This window comes from Streptomyces sp. NPDC027189, assembly GCF_055566975.1.
Window position 1 is genome coordinate 1 of sequence record NZ_JBVHRI010000007.1, and the last position, 17,626, is coordinate 17,626.

A 17,626-nucleotide genomic window follows, 5' to 3' on the forward strand; every position below is an offset into this window, starting at 1 on the left:
CCCGCAGCCGGCCCACGTCCAGGCGGCCATGGTTCAACGCACCGTACAGCGAGCCGTAGCCGCGCTGGTGCTCGGCGATCAGCGACAGCTCCACCAGCGTCCGTGTCGGGCCATCCGCACACAGCAGCGCATCGGTCAGCTCGAAGAACGCATCCGCCCGCGCGGACAGACACCCGTAGAAGGCCGTCCGAAAGCGTGACAGCTCCGCGAACACGTCCCGCTCGCCGACCTGCGCCAGCACACTCATCCCCACGGCCTTCCTTGTGAACTCCCGTATCTCGTCGCAGAGTTCAGGATCACGAGGAAGGCCGCCCTCATACCCAGCGATCACTCCAAAGAGTGACCAAATGACCAGGCCCGAGGTTAAGGAACAAGCTCAGGAGCCAATGTGCTGCACCAGCGTCAACCCGCCCGCGCGACTCGTCCGGTCGGGCGGGCCGTCTCTCGTCCCGGGTTGGTCCGATTGGTCGGATCAGCCGGTGGGTCGCGCCGGGACGTTCCGGGCGGCGGCAGAGCCGAGGTTATGAATGCGTCACCTGACCATCCATGAGCATCAACCTCAGGAGCCACACGATGCGCCCCATCAGAGCAGCCTGTCTCGGCACGGCCACTGCGCTGGTTACCCTTCTCGCCTGCGCCCCTGTCGCGGCCGCCGCGACGGACACCGATTCCGCCCACGCCAAGGGCGGAGACCGGGTCATTACACTCATCGGCCGGCTCGCGCAGCAGACGCGCTTCCCCGTCAACCCCGGCGGCGGCCCCGCCCAGGGCGATCGGACCGTCTTCCGCTCGATCCTCTTCGACCAGGACGGCAACCAGGTCGGCGACACCGGCGGTACCTGCACCACCACCCGGGTCGACAACGGCGGAGCGGAGGAGTGCGTCGTGACCTACAACCTCCCGGGCGGCCAGCTCTCCGTGCAGGGGATGGTCTTCGGCATTCTCAACCCGGGCCCTCCCCCTTCGTTCGACAACGGGATCACCGGCGGCACCGGGGAATTCGACCGGGCTCGTGGCTCGGTCCACGCCGACACGATCGCTACGGGCACGAGGCGCTTCACGATCGACCTCGACCGCTGACTGACCCTGCCCCCGCCCGGTGAGAAGGCTGGCCCGTCCACGGCACGGCCCACCGGCTCGATTGGTCCCAATGGCGACGCCGCCACCAGGCTCGATCCCAGGCCATCCACTATCAGCGACAAGCCGCCCAGACATGAAGATCGCGATCTACAGCTGGAGTATTAGGCACTCACGACTCGGTCCACGGGCGAGTCTTGCCACCGGCCAGAGGCACCCACACAGCCTGGGCGGGACCGTGTTGCTCGATGTCTTCGAGTACGGCGGCTCCGAGCGGGACTGCGCGGGCGAGGGGCGCTACGAGCGGGTGCTGAGCAACCATCGCCTGCAGATCGCTTATCCGATTGTTCAGCCTGGTTCGGGAGGCGCCGGTGAGCACGAAGAGCACGCGGGGAAAGACCGGATACCAGCCGAGCCAGCCGGGATCTGTGGCGGCCGTCCTACGGCGGCCGACGGGCTGGGCCTCGTACTGGAACAGGCGGGCGTACTCGATCAGCTTCACGGCCAGTCGCTCGCTGCTCATGGTGGTGCGATCGACTTCCATGAACGCGCGGAGCTTTCGTCGGTGTTCGCAATCGACGGCGGTGTAGTACATGACAGCGTCGGCCAAGATCCGTTCGCCCTCGCCGATGGAGTGAGATACCTCAGGTGTCCAGTCCCAGGGGCCGTGCTCGTGCCCGAGGCGACGGGCGTCTGCGGCAAAGGCCAGATGGGCGCACGACGGCGAGGGTGTGCGGTGTCTTCAGTGACGCTGCCGTCGTTGGGTGATGGGGTAGGGCGGCCGTCCCCGCAGGACAGGAAGATCCCGGGTCTGGCGCGAGCCTTCCTGCGTGAGGTACCAGGCGTTGGTACGTGAGCGGTTCGCATCCGGCAGCACCGTGCAGTCGACGACGCCGTCGGAGCGCAGCTTGTTCAGAACGTGGGACAGCAACTGCCGCGTGCCCTCCGGCTGCAGCATCCGGCGCAGCTGGCTGGTGGTGGCGATGCGGTGCTGGGCGAGCGCGGCCAGCACCTGGTGACTCAGGGGTTCAGCGGGGCTGGGTGCCAAGCTCGTGGCCGGAGTGCTGGTCATGCAATCCTTTCGACACACGCCTGCGACCTGGGCGCTGAGCACTGGGCCGCTCCGCGCACGAGAACACCCGTCCCTCGGCGCGCCGGTCACGCGATACCGAGACGCCGCACCGCGAGGGCGTCGTCGAGGTGGGCATCCGTCACGCTGCCGAGGTGGCAAGCCAACCGGTGATTACCGCGAGCGGCTTCCTCGACCTGGGCCGCGCGGGCAGCAGCCGCGTCCCTCAGGGCAGTTCTCGCGAGATCGGCAGCGGTGGCGGTCGGGCTGCTCGTGCCGCACGCTTCGCATGACGCGCGGTCGACGTTGGGGACGCGCAGCCGTCGCACGTCCAATCGCTGCTCATGGGGTGTTCCCTTCCGCGGGCCGTGGCGGTCTCCGTCAGAACCTTCGGTTGCTGATGAGGAAACCCGCGGGCCCCGACCAAACCCCCGACCACGAAGCCCCGACCAAGGTCACGAACGCGAAACAGCCTCGTGGTCCGCACCGTGGCCGGCATCCATGCCCCCGACCACGAGGCTGCGTCGGCGCGCAAGGACAGCCTGTGGTGGGTTCCGTGACCAGCTTCGGCAAGGCCGCTGACGTACTACGCGGAGGGCGGCACCACGAGAAGTTCGGCGATGGCCGGTCCGCAGCAGCCGTGGCTGCTGCGGGGCGCGGTGGCGAGCCGTGCCATGCCGGCCATCGTGCGGCTCCCGGCCCGCAAGGGACCAACAACCCGTAACCGGGTGCCGCGTCTCTGGGGCGGTGAGCGGATGGGCGCTCACCGCCGGTTTCTACCTTCTGGGATTGCGCTGGGCGGCCTGCTCGAGGATCCGCTGGCGCGTCCACCGCCGGCGCCCGCCCTTCTCCATGACAGCGTCGTGGGTTTCCAGCAAGGGTAGGTTGCCCTGAGAGACGCTGCTGGAGAAGGAGTTGACGCTCTTGAACCCCAGCAGTGCCGCCGCCTGTGAAGCTCCCAGGAGCTCGTGGCGTCGCCGTCGACGGGGACGGCGGGCAGCGACGGCGCCGCGCGCTTCGCGCCGGCGTGTTTGTCGCGGCCGGGCCGGGTGGCCATCCAGTCCAGCAGGGTCTGCACGCGCCACAGCTGGCGGCGGTAGGGGTTTTCCGTGGTGCCCATCTCTTCGACGACGTCCGGGTCGGGGAAGTACCCGGGGCTGGCACCGCACCCCCGCCGGATGTGAGCAGACGGCAGGCAGGCACAGAGTCAAGATCGTGGGCCTCGCCCCCTGCCAGCCAATGCATGCCCTGATCACCCCCACCGGCATGCCCACCCCCACTGACCAGGGCCTATGCCACCCCCACTCGCCCCACACCCCCTCACACTCACTACGCCCTACCCGCTGAGCTGCGCGTATGCCGTATCGCGGCAGGTCGCGGCCGCGTAGCGTGGACGGTGCGCGGCAGGCGTGCGGGCGGGGGCGCGGCAGGGCGTACGCGGGTCGCGATCATGGGTCCCATCGGAGGCGGCAGGCGGTCGGCACCCGCAAAAATTTTCCGCCCCCTCCCCCCAAAAAAACCCGGAAAATCCGCGCGCTCACGCTCGGTCACATCCCCGGGACCTGCGCATCCCTTGATCCATCTATCCCGTGTCCCCGGGCCGGTGTCCCGCCTGTGCGCGGATCCGGTCGCTCGCCGGTAACTCATCGTGGTTTCTCGGCCGGAGCTCCACGATGACGTCCGCGTCCGCCTCGTCACCCTCCTCGTCGCGCCAGAGGATGACCCGCACGTGCTTCGCCCGGTGAAGGCCGCGCGCCTTCCACTCGGTCATCAGGTCGGTGACGACGAGGGCGGCGGCGTACTGGGGGCCCTCGCTCGAATCGTCGGCGGTGATCGCGCCCCGCCACCGTTCGGGGTCGCTGCCGTAGGGGCGCCATCCCTCCGAGCCGTGCGGCTCAAGCACCCGGTACACCCAGTCCGTCTCGGTGCCCATGGCATCGATCCTGTCACCAAGGAGTCCCATGCGCCGTATCGGATCGACCTGCCGAGCGCGGGTCGACCGGGTACAACAATTGCCCGGACGTCATCGAGCTGGACGACGGGGACTTCCTCGTCGTCGGCGCGCGGGCCCGCCGCGTGATGCGGGATCTCGACGAGCGCCTGGCGGCCGTGGGGGCCGGCGTCAATCAGTACGGGGGCAGCCCGGGACCCCTACGGTCGCGATGCCCGGCTGCGGACAGGACAGCGGGGCTTAGCCTGTGCGTTTCACTTGCCGCGGTGTCCGGATCTTGATCCCAAACGCGAAAGTGCCCTCTGAGCTGGGAAGATGAGGCTTGTCGAAGGTCTCTGTCATCCCAGCAGGAAGGCACTTTCTGCGTGCACACTACCGGGGCGCGCCCCAAGCTCGTCGTCTCGGCTGACGGCCACGGGGTGGTCAGCCATGCCGGGTCCCGTCTGCTGGCCGATCTCGCTGACGCCACCGGCCTGACCGCCGCGTTCACCGACGCGCTGCGCCGCCTGTGCCGCCTGCGGCCACGCGGCACCGGACACAACCCGGGCAGGATCGCGGTGGACGTGGCAGTGATGCTCGCCGACGGCGGCGAAACCATTGCCGACTTGGCCCTACTGCGCGACCAGGCCGAGGTCTTCGGCCCAGTGGCCTCTACCCCGACCGCCTGGCGCCTCCTGGCCGGCATCGACCACACGGCACTGGCAGCACTGCGCACGGCCCGAGCTGCAGCACGCGAGGTCGCCTGGCTGCAGGCCGCAGAGACGGACAGCGGCATACCCGCAGCCCAGGCCGGCGGGCGGGACCTGCCCGGGCTGGTCATTGATATGGACGCCACCCTGGTCACCTGCCACTCCTAGAAAGAGCAGGCCGCACCCACCTACAAGCGGGGCTTCGGCTATCACCCGCTGTTGTGCTTCCTGGACAACACCGGCGAAGCCCTGGCCGGACTGCTGCGGCCAGGCAACGCCGGCGCCAACACCGCCGCCGACCACATCACCGTCCCCGATGCGGCGCTCGCTCAGATCCCCGACGACCGCCGCCACGGCACCCCCATCCTCGTCCGCACCGACAGCGCCGGAGGAGCCAAAGCGTTCCTGGCTCACCTGCGGGCCCTGCGCGCCCGAGGCGTCCACACATCCTTCTCGGTCGGACATCCCGTCACCGAGCCGGTCCGCCGCGCGATCCGCGCCCTGCCCGATGAGGTCTGGCACCCCGCGCTGGAGCAGGACGGCACCCTGCGCGTCGGCGCCGAGGTCGCCGAGCTGACCGGCATGCTCGACCTGGACGGCTACCCCGACGGCACCCGGATCATCGTCCGCCGCGAACGCCCGCACCCCGGCGCCCAACTGTCCCTGTTCGACCTCGACGAGGGCATGCGCCACCAGGTCTTCCTGACCGACACCCCCTACGGCGAAAGCTCGCTGCAGCACCTGGAGGTCCGTCACCGCGCGCACGCACGCGTCGAGGACCGCATCCGCTGCGGAAAGACCACCGGCTTCGGCCGCTTCCCCTCCCGCCACTTCCCCCTCAACCAAGCGTGGCTGGAGCTGTCCCTCGCCGCCACCGACCTGCTCGCCTGGACCCAGACCCTGCTGCTGCAAGGAGAGTTGGCCACCGCCGAGCCAAAGAAGCTGCGCTACCGGCTGCTGCACGCAACCGCCCGCATCACTCGCGGCGGCCGCCGCCTTCGCCTGCGGATCGCCGCGACGTGGCCCTGGCGGCACGAACTCATCAACGCGTTCAACCGCCTCACGGCACTACCACCCTCAGTTCCTTCACGAACAGTTCGTGGTGCTCAAAGACGGCGCTATAGCTGCATCCGGCGGATGCTGCGAGCTGTCGGATATCGGTGCCCGGTCGGTCACCGCTGGCGTTGAATTGTCCATTCGGGTCTTCCTTTCGGTCCGGCGGACATCCGAGCGGGCCGGCCAGATCGCCTCTGTCTGCGAAGACAGGCTGCCAGATGGCACCAACCTCGGTGATGCGACTGTTCGCGGAGTGGAGGTGTGGGGGGCGTCGACCTTGATGACGGATCCCTCATCCACAGCCGAGCCCGCGTCGCACTCCGAATCGATGACACGCCCCTGGCCCCGCGAACATCTCGCCGGGCAGACGCTGCCGGTCAGGCTGCCGTTGCACCTGTCACTTCTTGTCGAGCTGTGCCTCGGTCGGCGCGGCGGGCGGTCCGTCGGCGTGCTGGTGCTCGGCTTCAACGCGGTGGGGTTTCGAGCTGAGCTGGAGCGCGACGATGATCGCGGCGAGGACTGCGAGACCGGTCGCGATGAGGAACGACAGGCGGTAGCCGTCCACCAGAGAGCTGCTGTGGCCAGAGGTGGCCGCAGCGGCGGTGGCGAGAATCGCGAGGCCGACCGCGGCGCCGGTCTGCTGGCTGGTGGTGAACAGAGCCCCGGCCAGTCCCTGGTCGCCGGCCCGGACTCCGCTGGTGATCGCGATCGACGCGGCCGGCAGGGCGAGCCCGACCCCGGCCGCGGTCAGCACCAGGCCGGGCAGCACCGCTGCGGGGTAGCTGGCCCCGGCGGTGATCTGGGCAAGCCACAGCTGTCCGGCGCCCATGCTGGCCAGCCCGGCAAGCAGGAGGCCCCTGATGCTGAACCGGGCCAGCAGCCGACGGGTGCCGAGGGTGGAGACGAGCACGACGGTGGCGGTCGACGGGACCAGCGCCAGGCCGGTCGCCACCGGGCTGAACCCCAGCACCTTCTGCAGGTAGAGCGAGGCGAAGTAGACGTAGCCGGCCAGGATGGCGCCGATCAGCAGCATTGCCGCGATCGCGGCCCGCCGGGCCGGCTCCGCCAGGATCGACAGAGGCAGCATGGGTGCCGCGGACCGCTTCTCGGCGAACACAAATCCCGTGGTCAGAAACACGGCCAGGGCGAGAGTGACGAGGGTCGCGGGCGCGGTGAAGCCGTGCTGCTGCCCGCTGCTGAGCCCGAAGATCAGCGCGGCGCTGCCGGTGGTCACCAGCAGCGCCCCGCGCACATCGACGCTGCCGCGACTGCCGGACCGCTTCGCGGCCGGCAGTCGCGGTACCAGCGCGAGCATGATGGCGATGACCGGCGGGTTGATCAGGAACACCGCCCGCCAGCCGAGGTACTGGGTGAGCAGCCCGCCGGCCACGATCCCGGCGGTCGCGCCCGCCGCGGTGGTGGCTTGCCACATCGCCAGCGCCCGGTTACGGGCGGCCCCTTCTGCATTGGTCGTCGTCAGCAGCGACAGCGCGGCCGGGGAGGCCATCGCCCCGGCCGCGCCCTGCACGATCCGGGCGATGATCAGCATGATCGGCCACTGGGCGAGCCCGCAGGCCAGCGACGCGATCCCGAACAGGGCCAGGCCCAGGGCCAGGACCTGCCGCCTGCCGAGCAGGTCCGCCAGGCGGCCGCCCGCAAGCAGCAGCGATCCGAACGCAAGCGCGTACCCGGTGACGATCCACTGCAACTCCGCTGCGGGCATGCCCAGCTCCCGCTGGATCGACGGCAGCGCCACGTTCACGATGCTGAAGTCCAGTTGCAGCACGAACTGGGCGGCGCAGATCAGCGAGACGACAAACGCGGTCCGTTGTGAGCCGCTCGCAGCGTGCCGAGGCGTGGCGTCATTCTTCGGGTGGTCTGCCATGGGCGAATCCCCTGTCCTGGCGGTGTTCCTTACTGGTTCGTCGGCGTCAACCACGCCCGTCGGAACTTCGATGGCGGTCCGGCGGCAGCGCGCACAGATAGACTGCATCTGTCTGGCAGATGGAACTGTCCAGATGTGCTGCAATTCAGGCCTAGAGGCGGTGGCCGATGGAACTCAGACAGCTACGTCACTTCCTGGCGTTGGTCGAGGAACGCAGCGTCACTCGCGCCGCCAAGCGCGAACTCATCGTGCAGTCAGGCCTGTCGAACTCGCTCCAGGCCCTCGAACGCGAACTCGGTACGGCCCTCTACGTCCGCGGGACCAGGCCCGTCCGGCTCACTGCGGCCGGCGAGGCTCTGGTGGGCCCGGCCCGCCGGACCGTGACCAGCGCCGCGCAGGCGGAAGAGGCCGTACATCACACCCGTGACGTGCTCATCGGCACACTGCGCCTCGGCGTCTCGCTCTCCGCTCAGCATCTGGTGCCGTTCGCTTCCTATCTCGGCGAGTTCACTCGCGATCATCCCGGCATCGACCTGCGCCTGCACTACGCGCCCGCGCTGACGATGATCTCGATGCTCGAGGCCGGAGAACTGGATTGCGTGATCGGACCCGCGGTCAGCCAGGTCCCGGGCGTCCGGATGACCCGCCTGGCGCGAGAGCCGCTGCACCTCGTCTGCCGCGCCGATCATCGCCTGGCGGAGCGCACCGAGGTCTACATCGGACAACTGGCCGACGAGCGGTTCGTCGAGGTACCCCCGGGGTGGACGGCACGCCTGTTGAGTGACGCCGCGTTCACCGGCGAAGGAATACAGCGCCGCGTCGTCTGTGAGGTCGGCGACTGGGAACTGTTCCTCGAACTGGTCAGCGCAGGCGTCGGTATCGGCTTCGCTCCAGTCGGCCTGCAGTACCCGGTGCTGACCGCACCGGACAGCGTTCTGCGGCTGATCGCGGTCGAGGGCGTGCATCTGGAAAGGCACATCTACCTGATGCTGCCCTCGGCGGGCGAGACCAGCCCGGCAGCCCGGCAGTTCGCCGATCAGCTGCTGCGTATTCACCCCGCGGGCAGCTGACCCGGCGCCTGTTGGCCAACGCAGCCCTGTCGACCCAGAAATGGCGCGGCCGCCGGTGCGCCCATGCCGCGACCATCTGATCGTCAGATGGGCTCCATCTGAGACAGGTGCGACGCAGGCGACATCAGCGGCAACGAAGGCGCGGTTGTACCGGGTGAAACTTCCACGCCGACCGTGGACGCCGGGCCAACGGCAGAACAGAGATGCCGCCCCGGAAGATTCGCCACTCGGTCGGCGCCCGCACGGCCGAAGACAAGAAGGAGGTCGCCGAGATGAACCTCACTGACCACGCCGGAGTCCGGCTCACACACGGAAAGCCCAAAGTCAACGGTGTGGAGATCCACTACGCGATCGGCGGCGCCGGCGAGCCGGTGTTCCTGGTGCACGGCGTACCGAAGACCATGTCGTACTGGCGCCACGTCGTGCCCCTGCTGACCCCGCACTACACCGTCATCGCGGTCGACAACCGAGGCGCCGGCGGCTCCCAGCGTCCCCTGACCGGCTACGACACCGCCACCATGGCCGGCGACGTCGCCGAACTGGCCACCCACCTGGGCTTCGACCAGTTCCGCGTCGTCGGCGAGGACTGGGGGGCGGCCATCGCCTACGCCGTCGCCGCCTTCCACCGGCCCCGGGTGCAGCAACTGGTCTTCCAGGAAACGCTCCTGCCGGGATTGCCGGCCGGCCCTGGACTGCCGGGCGGCGAGCAAGACCCCTCACTCGCCGCCGACGACGGCCGCACCGGCTGGCACTTCAGCTTCTTCAGCCTGCCGCACATGCCCGAACTGCTGCTGGCCGGACGGGAACGGCCTTTCTGGACGTACTACGCCAGACGTCAGATGTGGGACCCCAGCGCGCTGACCGAGGAGGACATCGACGACATCGTGCACTCGGCCGAGCAGCCGGGCGGCACCAAGGCCATCCTGGAGATGTACCGAGCCCGCCAGACCGACGCCGAACAGAACCGCCCGCATTACGCCGACCCGATCAGCTGCCCGGTCCTGGCCGTCGGCGCTCAGAACTATCTCGGCGACGAAGTATCCAGACAGCTCGCGCAAGTGGCCCGCGACGTCCGCGGCGTCGTCATCCCCGCATCCGGACACAACATCGCGCTCGAGAACCCGACCACCCTGGCCCAGGCCTACCTCGACTTCTTCGCAGGCGACTGAGGTTCGGCAAGGCCTCGTGCGGCAACCCCGGGCGCGGGCAGGCCCAGGATAACCAGCACCCGGTCGATGAGGCGGTGTTCACTGCGCACGTCCAGACCGGTACCCGGACTGCCGCAAGCGGGCAGGAGGCGTGTACGGCAAGCGCCAACGCACCCTGAGCGAGCGGTCGTCGGGGCCTCGCCGGGGCATTGAAGGCGGTACGGAATGCGCTGGAGAGCGGCCGTCCCGGGATCAGGTGCTGGCCTTCGGGCCTGCAGAACTCCAACCACGATCCTGGCCGTCACGGAATGGATGCTGTTCGTGATCTTCACTCGACCGAGCGAAGATCACCAACAGCATCACGGCATTGGTACTAGCCTCGCCGTTTCACTTGGGGATGGCTGACTTTGGGGTGGAAATACGAAAGTGCCTTCCTGACCTGGGACGATGAACCTTGCTGAGGGGTTCTGTCGGTCCAGGCGGAGGGCACTTTCTACATGCAGGCTATCGGGTTGCGTCCCAAGGTCCATGTCAGCGCTGATGGTTCGGGGGTGGTCGGGCATGCCGGGGCACGGTTGCTGGCGGATCTCGCTGATGCCACCGGGCTGACCGCCGCTTACTCCACCGCTCTCAGGCCGCTTCGGCCGCGTGGGACCGGGCATGATCCGGGCCGGATCGCCACCGACCTGGCGGTGATGCTCGCCGATGGCGGCGAGGCCATCGCGGATCTGGCCGTACTGCGGGACCAGGCAGGGGTGTTCGGCCCCGTTGCCTCGAACCTGACGGCCTGGCGGCTGCTCGCCGACACCGACGAGAGGACACTGGCTTCTGTGCGCTCGGCCCGCGCCCAGGCCCGGGAAGTCGCCTGGCTGCAGGCCGCGGAGCACGGCGAGGGCATATCCGCAGCCCGGGCCGCGGGACGCATTCTGCCCGGGCTGGTCCTGGACCTCGACGCCACGCTGGTCACCTGCCACTCCGAGAAAGAGCAGGCCGCCCCGACCTATAAGGGCGGCTTCGGCTTCCACCCGCTGCTGTGCTTCCTCGCCAACACCGGCGAGGCACTGTCCGGCCGACTACGGCCCGGTAACGCCGGCGCCAACACCGCCGCCGACCACATCACGGTGCTCGACCAGGCACTCGCGCAGATCCCCGACGCCCACCGGCACGGCACCGACATCCTCATCCGCACCGACAGCGCCGGATCCGCGAAAGTCTTCCTCGCCCACGTCCGCGACGTGCGGAAACGAGGAATCCGTACCTTCTTCTCGGTCGGATACGCCATCACCGAGCCGGTCCGCCGCGCCATCCGGGCCATACCTGACCGCCTCTGGCATCCCGCCCTGGACCAGGACGGGACGCTGCGTGATGGTGCCGAGGTCGCCGAGCTGACCGGCATGGTCGACCTGACCGGCTACCCCGTCGGCACCCGCATCATCGTGCGCCGGGAGCGACCGCACCCCGGAGCCCAGCTGTCCCTGTTCGATCAGGACGAGGGCCTGCGCCACCAGGTGTTCCTCACCGACACCCCGTACTCCGGTGGCGGCTCCGCCCAGTTCCTGGAGGTCCGTCACCGCGGGCATGCCACGGTCGAGGACCACATCCGGTGCGGCAAGACCACAGGCTTCGGCCGCTTCCCCTCGCGCGACTTCGCCATCAACGCCGTCTGGCTCGAACTCAGCCTCACGGCAATCGATCTGCTGGCCTGGATGCGTGTCCTGCTGCTGGGCGGCGAACTCGCGGCTGCCGAGCCGAAGAAGCTCCGCTACCGGCTGCTGCACGTCGCCGCACGCCTCACCCGCGGCGGCCGCCGCCTGCGCTTGCGGATAGCGGCGACCTGGCCCTGGAGAAACGAACTGGCCACGGCCTTCCATCGGCTCGCCGCACTGCCCCGTCCCACCGGCTGACCGGCAAACTCTGCCCGCCACGACCCGAAGGACCCTGGAGAACCCGACCACCGCGCCGGGACTCCGCCATGCCCGAGCATCGAAATCACCTCGGCCACCCGGCAGTTACCCCTCAGCGACACCTCATCACCCCAACCGAAACGGCGAGGCTAGGCGCAGGCCGGGCACAGCCCGCGGTAGGTGACCTCGACCTCGGACACCGTGAAGCCGAACCGCTCATCCGTCGGGAGGTCGGCCAGGGGATTGCCGGTCGGGTGGACATCGCGGATGGTGCCGCAGTTGGAGCACACCAGGTGCTGGTGCGCGTGGTGCGCGTTGGGGTCGTAGCGCTTGGCGCGGCCGTCGGTGGAGACCTCGATGACCTCCCCGAGGGAGACCAGCTCGCCCAAGGCGTTGTAGACGGTCGCCCGGGAGATCTCCGGCAGCCGCTGTGCCGCGCGGGCGTGCACCTCGTCGGCCGTGAGATGTACATGGTCGCCGTCGAGGACCTCCGCAACGACACGCCGCTGGGAGGTCATCCGCCAGCCGCGCTGTCGCAGTCGCTCCAGCAGGTCACTCATATCTGTTCACCTATTCGGGCTCAGTTGAATACGCGAGGTCTATCGGTGGACGTCCGGGTTCCGATTGGATGTGGGCTTGGCCCGCTTCTTGACTTGGATTCTGTCCATCGTAGGATCGGTTCTGGCGATAGCCAAGGGACAGGAAGACGCCAGTACGGCAGGAGACAGAGACGTGAGGGACCACCTCGGCGTCGAGGCGACCGCCTCCGGGGTGCGCGATCGCGCGGGCCATTCCTCCGTTCAAGTCGTGACCGAGCCCCCTCCACGCACTCCGGGGCCTGCACCCGGACTGTTCCGCCGCCCGCAGTTCCTGAGCACCGAGATCCGCCCCGTCCGGAAGGATTCCCATGACTGAGAACCACGATGCGATCGTCACAGACCCGAAGCCGGAGGAGGCGGGCGGCTGCCCGGTCGCGCATGGGCGCGCCCCGCACCCCACCCAGGGCGGCGGAAACCGCCAGTGGTGGCCGGAGCGGCTGAACCTGAAGATCCTTGCCAAGAATCCCGCCGTGGCCAACCCGCTCGGTGAGGAGTTCGACTACGCCGAGGCGTTCAAGACCCTCGACCTTCCGGCCGTGAAGCGGGACATCGCCGAGGTGCTGACCACCTCCCAGGACTGGTGGCCCGCCGACTTCGGCCACTACGGCCCGTTCATGATCCGCATGGCGTGGCACAGCGCGGGCACCTACCGCATCAGCGACGGCCGCGGCGGCGCCGGGGCCGGCCAGCAGCGCTTCGCCCCCCTCAACAGCTGGCCGGACAACGGCAACCTCGACAAGGCCCGCCGTCTGCTGTGGCCGGTCAAGAAGAAGTACGGCCAGAACCTCTCGTGGGCCGACCTCATGATCCTCGCCGGCAACGTCGCCCTGGAGTCGATGGGCTTCGAGACCTTCGGCTTCGCCGGCGGCCGCGCGGATGTCTGGGAGCCCGACGAGGACGTGTACTGGGGCCCCGAGACCACCTGGCTCGGCGACGAGCGCTACACCGGCGACCGCGAGCTGGAGAACCCCCTCGGCGCGGTCCAGATGGGCCTCATCTACGTCAACCCGGAGGGCCCGAACGGCAACCCGGACCCGCTGGCCGCCGCCCGCGACATCCGTGAGACCTTCCGCCGCATGGCGATGAACGACGAGGAGACGGTCGCCCTGATCGCGGGCGGCCACACCTTCGGCAAGACCCACGGCGCGGGCCCGGCGGACCACGTCGGCGCCGACCCCGAGGCCGCCTCGATCGAGGAGCAGGGTCTTGGCTGGAAGAACTCCTTCGGCACCGGCAAGGGCGCCGACGCGATCACCAGTGGCCTCGAGGTCACCTGGACCAGCACGCCCACCCAGTGGAGCAACGGCTTCTTCCAGAACCTGTTCGGCTACGAGTGGGAGCTGACGACGAGCCCGGCCGGCGCCCACCAGTGGGTCGCGAAGGACGGTGCCGGCGCAGGCACCATTCCGCACGCCCACGACGCGTCGAAGAGCCTCGCCCCGACGATGCTGACGACCGACCTCTCGCTCCGGTTCGACCCGGCCTACGAGCAGATCTCGCGTCGCTTCTACGAGAACCCGGACGAGTTCGCGGATGCCTTCGCCCGCGCGTGGTTCAAGCTGACCCACCGCGACATGGGCCCGGTCGTGCGCTACCTCGGCCCGGAGGTTCCGAGCGAGACGCTGCTGTGGCAGGACCCGCTTCCCGCGGTGACGCACGAGCTCGTCGACGCCGAGGACGTCGCCTCCCTCAAGGCACAGATCCTCGCCTCGGACCTGTCGGTGTCCCAGCTGGTGTCCGCCGCGTGGGCGTCGGCCTCGTCCTTCCGCGGCAGCGACAAGCGCGGCGGCGCCAACGGCGCCCGCATCCGCCTGCAGCCGCAGATCGGGTGGGAGGTCAACGAGCCCGACCAGCTGGCGACGGTGCTGCGCACGCTCGAAGGCATCCAGGAGTCCTTCAACTCCGGCGGCAAGCAGATCTCGCTGGCCGACCTGATCGTCCTCGCCGGTGCCGCGGGCGTCGAGAAGGCCGCCAAGGACGCCGGGTTCGACGTCCAGGTGCCCTTCACGCCGGGCCGCGTGGACGCCTCGCAGGAGCAGACCGACGTGGAGTCGTTCGCCGCTCTCGAGCCGGCCGCCGACGGGTTCCGCAACTACCTCGGCAAGGGCAACCGCCTGCCGGCCGAGTACCTGCTGATCGACAAGGCGAACCTGCTGAACCTGAGCGCCCCCGAGCTGACGGTCCTCGTCGGTGGCCTCCGTGTCCTGGGCGCGAACTACCAGCAGTCCTCGCTCGGCGTTCTCACCACGACCCCCGGGTCGCTGACGAACGACTTCTTCGTCAACCTGCTCGACCTGGGTACGACGTGGAAGGCGACGTCGGAGGACCAGAACACCTTCGAGGGTCGCGACGCCGCCACGGGCGAGGTCAAGTGGACCGGCACCCGTGCCGACCTCGTCTTCGGCTCGAACTCCGAGCTGCGCGCGCTCGCCGAGGTCTACGCGAGCGATGACGTGAAGGAGAAGTTCGTGAACGACTTCGTCGCGGCATGGGACAAGGTCATGAACCTGGACCGGTTCGACCTGGTCTGATCATGACGTCCAGGTCGGCCCGCGCGGGCCGACCTGGACGCCCTGGGTCCGCGGGATCCCGAAGCCGTCCCTCTTCGGCGCGACGTCGACAGGATCGCGGTCGGCGGGGGAGCGGGTTCGATGGTTTGCGCGTCGTACCGACGGGCTGACGCCCCTTCAGCCGGCCCCCACGGCTTCAGTGTTCGAAAAGGTGGGCGATGGCGTGTCCCCATGCCGCACCATGAGATCGTGCGCGCCCGACTTTCGTACCGGCAGCAGGACGAGCGACCGGCTTCCTCGCTGGCGGCCGCGTTGCGGCGTGTCGGGGCCGACGTCGTACTCGACGCGTGGACGACCGGCCAGGACGGTTCTGCCGCGTTCTGCGGCGTGGCGAGCCTCTCGGCCGACAGGGACGACGCCGTCGTCCTCCTGTGGTCGGCTGTCGCCGCAGTCGCGTGGGGCGAGATCTCGGCCGAATCCGGCGCGCCGAGCGGGCTCACCCCCGCCGACGAGGCGCGCCTCGTCCCCGTCCGACTCGACGACACGCCGCTGCCGCCCTCTCTGGGCAGCCTCCGCCACATGCGCCTCGCGGAGGGCACGGACCGGATGACGGACGCGGCGGCGGCCATGATCATGCACCTCGGGTCAACCACCGTGTCCGTGCCCGCCGTTCGGGGCGACATCCGCGAAGACTCCCCGGCCATCGCCGACTTCGGCCGCCTGGGCCTGTTCGCGGCCTGTCCGCGATGCGGTGTGAGCAGTGACCGGCTGCGCCCGTACCTGACCGTCGACCACTTCAGCGACAGGGCCCTGCGCCTGGTCATCTGCGGCGCGTGCGGCTGGCAGGACGCCTGCGACCTCTGACTCCGGCGAACCGGAAGAGCTCTGACGACCCGAAAGCACGCCAGGCGGGGGCGTGCGAACCGAATCCGTACGCACCGACACCGTGCGATGGGTTCTCCAGGCCGGCAGGCGGGGCGTTCGGCGGGAGGGCGACCGAATGCCGATCGGGATCGGCTGCCCTCCCATCGCCCGCCCCTCTGCCCCGCCCCGCCGGACCGGACACGGGATGGGTCAGTCCGCCGGGATCAGACCGCCGGGCTCGGGTACGTCGGGTACTCCACCCCGGAGACGTGCTGGACGACGCGGATGACCTGGCAGGAGTAGCCGAACTCGTTGTCGTACCACAAGTACAGAATCGCGTTGTCGCCGTCGACCTTGGTGGCTCCGGCATCGACGATCGAGGCGTGGCGCGAACCGATGAAGTCGCTGGAGACCGCGTCGGGGGCGGTGGTGAAGTCGATCTGGCGCTTGAGTGGCGAGGTCAGCGACACGTCGCGGAGGTGGTCGAGGACCTCCTCGCGGGTGGTCTCGCGGCCGAGCCGCAGGCTGAGGATCGCGATCGAGACGTCCGGCACCGGGACGCGGATCGAGCTGCCGGTGATCGGTGCCTTGAGGTCGGGCAGCGCCTTGGCGACGGCGGAGGCGGCACCGGTCTCGGTGATGACCATGTTGAGCGGCGCCGAGCGGCCGCGGCGGTCCGCCTTGTGGTAATTGTCCAGCAGGTTCTGGTCGTTGGTGAACGAGTGGACGGTCTCCACGTGGCCGCGCAGGACGCCGTACTCGTCCGCCATCGCCTTGAGCGGCGGGACGATCGCGTTGGTGGTGCAGGAGGCGCAGGAGAGGATCTGCTCGTCCGGCTTGATCGTGTCGTGGTTGACGCCGTGCACGATGTTCGGGACATCACCCTTGCCCGGCGCGGTCAGGACGACCTTGTCGATGCCGGGGCGCAGGTGCTGGGACAGGCCCTCGCGGTCCCGCCACTTGCCGGTGTTGTCGATCAGGATGGCGTTCTTGATGTCGTACGCCGTGTAGTCGACCTCCGACGGATCGCCGGCGTAGATCACCTTGATCTCGTTGCCGTTGGCGATGATCGTGCTGTTCGCCTCGTCGACGGTGATCGTGCCCTGGAACTGGCCGTGGATCGAGTCGCGGCGCAGCAGTGAGGCGCGCTTGACGATGTCCTGCTCGCCGCCCTGGCGGACGACGATGGCGCGCAGCCGCAGGCCGTTGCCGGAGCCGGACTTCTCGATGAGCAGGCGGGCGACGAGACGACCGATGCGGCCGAACCCGTAGAGAACGACGTCGCGCGGCTCCCGGCACTCGATCTTGTTGGCGCCAGTGGCTCCGGCGACGGCCCCGGCGGTGAACTCCTCGACCGAGAGGCCGCGGTCGTCGGTCCGGTACGTCGCGGCGAGCATGCCGATGTCGATCTGGGAGGGGCCGAGATCGAGCGCGGTGAGAGCCTGCAGGAACGGCAGCGTCTCGGTGACCGAGAGCTCCTCGCCGGCGATCTGCCGGGCAAATCGGTGCGTCTTGAGGATGCTGACCACCGACTTGTTCACCAGGGAGCGGCTGTGAAGCAGGATCGTGACGTCCCGTTCCCGGTGCAGCTTCCCGATGAGGGGGATCATCGACTCCGCGATCTCCTCGCGGTTCTTCCAGTTGGTGAACGAGTCGTCGTTGACAGTCACAAGTTTATCTTTCGAGCTAGGCGGTGCTCATATGCTAAACGGTCGCCGTTTTGATCATGCACCGGGTGCCCTGACCGGGTCTCCTCGCCTCACCGGCAGGCACGCAGGGACGCACCGACTGTCCGCGCCGAAGC

General features: G+C 69.1%; 11 protein-coding genes and 2 pseudogenes. 7 read left to right on the plus strand and 6 right to left on the minus strand.

Features of this window, described 5'->3' with window-relative positions; all coding sequences use genetic code 11:
• On the minus strand, positions 1-247 hold a 247-nt coding region (locus ACZ4RZ_RS18515; protein ID WP_467745822.1), incomplete at its 3' end, for a transposase.
• 326 nt (positions 248-573) lie between these two features.
• Here ACZ4RZ_RS18515 and ACZ4RZ_RS18520 point away from each other — a divergent pair.
• Entirely contained in the window at positions 574-1,080 is a 507-nt protein-coding gene (locus tag ACZ4RZ_RS18520) for an allene oxide cyclase barrel-like domain-containing protein (protein WP_467745824.1), read from the plus strand.
• 169 nt (positions 1,081-1,249) lie between these two features.
• Here the strand turns inward: ACZ4RZ_RS18520 and ACZ4RZ_RS18525 are convergent.
• Positions 1,250-2,149 (minus strand): annotated as a pseudogene (locus tag ACZ4RZ_RS18525) (replication-relaxation family protein).
• Positions 2,150-3,728: 1,579 nt separating this feature from the next.
• Positions 3,729-4,079, minus strand: a complete 351-nt coding sequence (locus tag ACZ4RZ_RS18530) for a hypothetical protein (protein WP_467745826.1) — start codon at positions 4,077-4,079, stop codon at positions 3,729-3,731.
• 383 nt (positions 4,080-4,462) lie between these two features.
• On the opposite strand from ACZ4RZ_RS18530, the pseudogene ACZ4RZ_RS18535 reads away from it, so the two are divergent.
• Positions 4,463-5,860 (plus strand): annotated as a pseudogene (locus ACZ4RZ_RS18535) (IS1380 family transposase); the annotation flags it as partial.
• A 379-nt stretch (positions 5,861-6,239) separates the two neighbouring features.
• Here the strand turns inward: ACZ4RZ_RS18535 and ACZ4RZ_RS18540 are convergent.
• Positions 6,240-7,727, minus strand: coding sequence for an MFS transporter (locus ACZ4RZ_RS18540; RefSeq protein WP_467745828.1), 1,488 nt, complete (start codon positions 7,725-7,727; stop codon positions 6,240-6,242).
• A 167-nt stretch (positions 7,728-7,894) separates the two neighbouring features.
• On the opposite strand from ACZ4RZ_RS18540, the gene ACZ4RZ_RS18545 reads away from it, so the two are divergent.
• From ACZ4RZ_RS18545 to ACZ4RZ_RS18555, 3 genes are all read left to right on the plus strand, one after another.
• Complete coding sequence (locus tag ACZ4RZ_RS18545; RefSeq protein ID WP_467745830.1) at positions 7,895-8,797, plus strand: LysR family transcriptional regulator; 903 nt, start codon at positions 7,895-7,897, stop codon at positions 8,795-8,797.
• A 272-nt stretch (positions 8,798-9,069) separates the two neighbouring features.
• On the plus strand, positions 9,070-9,966 hold the full coding sequence (locus tag ACZ4RZ_RS18550) for an alpha/beta fold hydrolase (RefSeq protein WP_467745832.1): 897 nt from the start codon (positions 9,070-9,072) through the stop codon (positions 9,964-9,966).
• 476 nt (positions 9,967-10,442) lie between these two features.
• Positions 10,443-11,849, plus strand: coding sequence for an IS1380 family transposase (locus ACZ4RZ_RS18555; protein WP_467745834.1), 1,407 nt, complete (start codon positions 10,443-10,445; stop codon positions 11,847-11,849).
• A gap of 149 nt (positions 11,850-11,998) precedes the next feature.
• On the opposite strand, the gene ACZ4RZ_RS18560 is transcribed toward ACZ4RZ_RS18555, so the two are convergent.
• Positions 11,999-12,409 carry a Fur family transcriptional regulator gene (locus ACZ4RZ_RS18560; RefSeq protein WP_467745836.1) on the minus strand — a complete coding sequence of 137 codons (411 nt, stop codon included), beginning with the start codon at positions 12,407-12,409 and terminating at the stop codon, positions 11,999-12,001.
• 347 nt (positions 12,410-12,756) lie between these two features.
• Here ACZ4RZ_RS18560 and katG point away from each other — a divergent pair, with 347 nt between their 5' ends.
• Both katG and ACZ4RZ_RS18570 read left to right on the plus strand, forming a co-directional pair.
• Positions 12,757-14,979 carry a catalase/peroxidase HPI gene (katG, locus tag ACZ4RZ_RS18565; protein ID WP_467745838.1) on the plus strand — a complete coding sequence of 741 codons (2,223 nt, stop codon included), beginning with the start codon at positions 12,757-12,759 and terminating at the stop codon, positions 14,977-14,979.
• 228 nt (positions 14,980-15,207) lie between these two features.
• Entirely contained in the window at positions 15,208-15,822 is a 615-nt protein-coding gene (locus tag ACZ4RZ_RS18570; RefSeq protein ID WP_467745839.1) for a toll/interleukin-1 receptor domain-containing protein, read from the plus strand.
• A 224-nt stretch (positions 15,823-16,046) separates the two neighbouring features.
• On the opposite strand, the gene ACZ4RZ_RS18575 is transcribed toward ACZ4RZ_RS18570, so the two are convergent.
• Positions 16,047-17,492, minus strand: a complete 1,446-nt coding sequence (locus ACZ4RZ_RS18575; protein WP_467745840.1) for a glyceraldehyde-3-phosphate dehydrogenase — start codon at positions 17,490-17,492, stop codon at positions 16,047-16,049.
• Between the last annotated feature and the right edge of the window lie 134 nt (positions 17,493-17,626).

Bases quoted from the DNA above. Each gene is read 5' to 3' on its own strand.
- ACZ4RZ_RS18520 (WP_467745824.1), top strand. From the start codon at position 574: ATGCGCCCCATCAGAGCAGCCTGTCTCGGCACGGCCACTGCGCTGGTT.
- ACZ4RZ_RS18530 (WP_467745826.1), bottom strand. From the start codon at position 4,079: ATGGGCACCGAGACGGACTGGGTGTACCGGGTGCTTGAGCCGCACGGC.
- ACZ4RZ_RS18540 (WP_467745828.1), bottom strand. From the start codon at position 7,727: ATGGCAGACCACCCGAAGAATGACGCCACGCCTCGGCACGCTGCGAGC.
- ACZ4RZ_RS18545 (WP_467745830.1), top strand. From the start codon at position 7,895: ATGGAACTCAGACAGCTACGTCACTTCCTGGCGTTGGTCGAGGAACGC.
- ACZ4RZ_RS18550 (WP_467745832.1), top strand. From the start codon at position 9,070: ATGAACCTCACTGACCACGCCGGAGTCCGGCTCACACACGGAAAGCCC.
- ACZ4RZ_RS18555 (WP_467745834.1), top strand. From the start codon at position 10,443: ATGCAGGCTATCGGGTTGCGTCCCAAGGTCCATGTCAGCGCTGATGGT.
- ACZ4RZ_RS18560 (WP_467745836.1), bottom strand. From the start codon at position 12,409: ATGAGTGACCTGCTGGAGCGACTGCGACAGCGCGGCTGGCGGATGACC.
- katG (WP_467745838.1), top strand. From the start codon at position 12,757: ATGACTGAGAACCACGATGCGATCGTCACAGACCCGAAGCCGGAGGAG.